The organism is uncultured Campylobacter sp., from assembly GCF_937997405.1.
Taxonomy (GTDB): Bacteria; Campylobacterota; Campylobacteria; order Campylobacterales; family Campylobacteraceae; genus Campylobacter_B.
Window position 1 is genome coordinate 1 of the sequence record NZ_CALKTL010000092.1, and the last position, 3,360, is coordinate 3,360.

Sequence of the window (3,360 nt, forward strand, 5' to 3'; positions counted from 1 at the left end):
AGGAGGTCTCCATGACGGACGATTTCAGCACATTCTGGCAGAACGACGCGCGCGCCTTTTCCAAATCGCCCTTTATGCCGCCTGCAATCTCGTCTGATTTTTGCTTAACGACGCCGTCGATTTGAATCTGCGCACTAGGCTCTAAAAACTTCGCTACCTCGGGGTCAAGCTTTTCGTTCGGATTAAATTTTACCTTGCTAAAATCGGTATTTCGCTCAAAGGTCTCGACGCTAAATTTAATATTTAGCGTGGGCTTTGCCACACCGACGTAGCCGGCATAGAGCGTCGGAATTTCGCCATAGTCCACGGACGGATCGTTGAAATTGCCGTCAAATTTTATGTCGCTTACCTTTTGATACTCCGTGATGAGAGGAAGCGGTATCCAAAGCCGCGTCTGCTTACCTTTCTCCAAAATTTCGTGATTTAGCGATAGCCTGAAAGCTCTCTTTTTGCCAATGGCTTTTTCCCCGCCCAAAATGGTACTCGGAGTTGCCATAACGGCGCCTAAAATCGCAGTGTTTCTTAAAAAATCGCGTCTTTGCATGAAATTGCCTTCAAATAAAATGGCTAAGCCTTAGCCCTAATTTACGCGCTGATTTTAGCCTTTTGCGGCTTTGAAATTGCTAAATTTTAAAATTCTGCAAGCCGTAAATTTTAAAATTCTATCCATATTTAAAATTTCAAAATTCCGCTCGCTTTAAAATTTTATAATTTTGCTCGCCGCGGAATTTTAAAATTTCAAAATTTCGCCCAAAGACACGGCGCGAAATTTCGCCCAAGCGGGCATGATAGCCCGCAAACTAGGCGCGCAGGCAGTATGTATCGGCGGCGTAGGCTAAACCACGCAAAAAGCGCCGCTGTCGCAAAAGCCAAGCGTGCGTTTCGATGAAACAGTTGAGCTTCGACGAAGCGCGGCAGCTTAGCTTAAGCAAATCGCGGCGGCAAAACACAGGCCACCAAAGGACTAAATTTCGCGCGAAAAATACTCGTAGATAAAATTTTTAGGCGAGTACGGATCTTTCGGCGTACCACCCACTTCGCAATACGGATGCGAAAAAATTTCAATCGGGACATGCGCCGGGCGCGGATTTAGCACGATTTCGCGAGCGTAGTTAAAGCCCAGCCAGCACGGCTCCCAGTTGCCGAAAAGATACTCCCGCACTCGCGCGAGTTTGGAGTCATCCTCGCTTAAGCCTTCGCCTAGGCGCACCTTTGCGACGTCCGCGGGATCGACCGGGATCCAGCCATAGCCTTTTAGATAAAATTCCGCTCTGCAATGCTGTGCGCCCGAAATTTCAAGCGCATTGCCGCTTAAGGCGCCCATGACGCCCATTTCAGGCGAAAATTTCTGCGCTGCGCCCGTGCGGATGCCGTAAATAGCGCGAGCAGGAATGCCGGCTGCCCTGCAGAGCGCTACGAACACGCTATTAATATCGGCGCATTTGCCGCTTAGCTTGCCGCTGCTTAAAATCGCTGCTGCATCGCCGCTGCCGCATGCGATCACGCTATTATCGCGACTCATATTTTTTGCGATCCACTCATAAATCGCGCGCGCCTTTTCCAGATCGCCTTTAAGCGAGCTAGTGATCTCGTCTGATTTTTGTTTTGCAGCGCCGCCTACCGGAATTAGCTTTGATGGCTTTAAAAACTCCTCGATCTCTGGGCTCAAGCGCTCGTTTTCATTAAAGCTTACCTTGCTAAAATCAGTGTTTCGCTCCGAAATTTCAATATCAAAGCTAAGCTCAAAATAATCGTCATCTTCGCCTACGACACCTTGCTCGCCGTATTTGCCGACGCCCGCTCTTGCCTCTTTATCGGGTGCGAAGCGCGCGTAGTACGTGCTTATATGATCTCCGCAGATAGCCGACTCTTGTGCATTTGAGCGGGCATGATATTCGCCAAGCAACCTCTGATACGGCTCTTGCAGCACTAACGGCAGCCAAAGCCGCACCTCTGCACCACTACTTGAAATTTCGTGATTAAACCTGAGACTGAATTTTCTCGTTTTTGCTTCTTGCATTTTTTGCTCCTTTGCTTGAATTGCAAGTCGATTTTATCTCTTTGCGCCTTAAAATGGATAAAATTTTATGTTAAAATGGCGCTAAATTTGAAATTTTAGGATTAAAAATGGATCTGCAAAAAATCAGAGACGAGAACTTTAAAAAGCTGCAAAGCGGGCAAAACTGCGAAATTTTAAGCGCGATCGAGGCGCTGCAAATAGGCGAGTGCGGCTGCGAGTGCGGCGACGTCGTGCGGGCAAGCTTTAGCGCTAGCGCGGAGCAAGAGAATGAAATTTTGCGTATCGCGCGAGCGCTAAAGCCGTGGCGCAAGGGGCCTTTTGCGCTGAATGATCTTTTTATCGACGCCGAGTGGCGAAGCTTCGTAAAATTTAACCTGCTGCGACCGTTTTTAAATCTGAGCGGCAAAACCGTCGCCGACGTGGGCTGCAACAACGGCTACTATATGTTTCGCGCAAGCGAGCTAGCGCCTGCGCGGCTAGTGGGGTTTGACCCGAGCGCGCTATTTTATCTGCAGTTTAGCTTCATCGAGAAATTCCTCCGCAGCGGCGCGAAATTCGAGCTTTTAGGCGTGGAACATCTGCCCTTTTACGAGCACAAATTCGATACGATCTTCTGTCTCGGCGTCATCTACCATCGCAGCGATCCCATAAAGATGCTAAAAGATCTGCGAGCCTCGCTAAATACGGGCGGCGAGGTGTTTTTAGATACGATGTATATCGAAGGAGCGGGCGATTTCGCGCTGTGTCCGAAAAACAGCTACTCAAAAATTTCAAATATCTACTTCGTCCCGACCGTCGGCGCGCTACAGAATTGGTGTGAGCGGGCGAAATTCAGAGATTTTGAAATTTTGGCTCAAAAGCCCACAGATGCTAGCGAGCAGCGCAAAACGGAGTGGATCGACGGGCAGAGCTTGGAGAATTTCCTTGACCCACACGATAGCTCGCGCACGATCGAGGGTTACCCCGCCCCGAGGCGTGTCTACGTGCGGCTTCGGGCGTGATCTGCGCCTTTAAAAACGCGTAAAATTTACTGAATTTATCGACTCGCGGGGAAAATTTTGCATTCGGCGGGATGTGAAATTTAGCTAAATTTAGCGGGCCCCAAATTGGATTAGATCACATTGTAGCGGCTGGGATCAGTACGGCGGCGCAAATTTAAATTTCGCCTCCTCCCGCACGCGTTACGCTTTGCGTCTTGCATGCGCGGCGGCGCGAAATTTTACTAAATTTAATCAAGCAGCGATAGATTAAATTTTATCTGCACATCGCACGCCAATGTACGTATACAGCAAACACGGCGGAGAAATTTTAACACCCGCAGCGGCAAATAAAGCGGTAAA

The 3,360-nt window shown here is 48.9% G+C and carries 3 protein-coding genes; 1 reads left to right on the plus strand and 2 read right to left on the minus strand.

Going from position 1 to position 3,360, the window contains the following annotated elements; translation table 11 throughout:
* Together Q0372_RS05220 and Q0372_RS05225 are read right to left on the minus strand one after the other, a co-directional pair.
* The coding region (locus Q0372_RS05220) for a twin-arginine translocation signal domain-containing protein (RefSeq protein WP_298103419.1) at window positions 1–544 on the minus strand (544 nt) is incomplete at its 3' end.
* Window positions 545–964: 420 nt separating this feature from the next.
* Window positions 965–2,020 carry a transglutaminase-like domain-containing protein gene (locus Q0372_RS05225; protein ID WP_298103420.1) on the minus strand — a complete coding sequence of 352 codons (1,056 nt, stop codon included), beginning with the start codon at window positions 2,018–2,020 and terminating at the stop codon, window positions 965–967.
* A gap of 107 nt (window positions 2,021–2,127) precedes the next feature.
* Between Q0372_RS05225 and cmoB the strand changes: the two genes are divergently transcribed.
* Window positions 2,128–3,021 carry a tRNA 5-methoxyuridine(34)/uridine 5-oxyacetic acid(34) synthase CmoB gene (gene cmoB, locus Q0372_RS05230; RefSeq protein WP_298103423.1) on the plus strand — a complete coding sequence of 298 codons (894 nt, stop codon included), beginning with the start codon at window positions 2,128–2,130 and terminating at the stop codon, window positions 3,019–3,021.
* Window positions 3,022–3,360 lie beyond the last annotated feature (339 nt).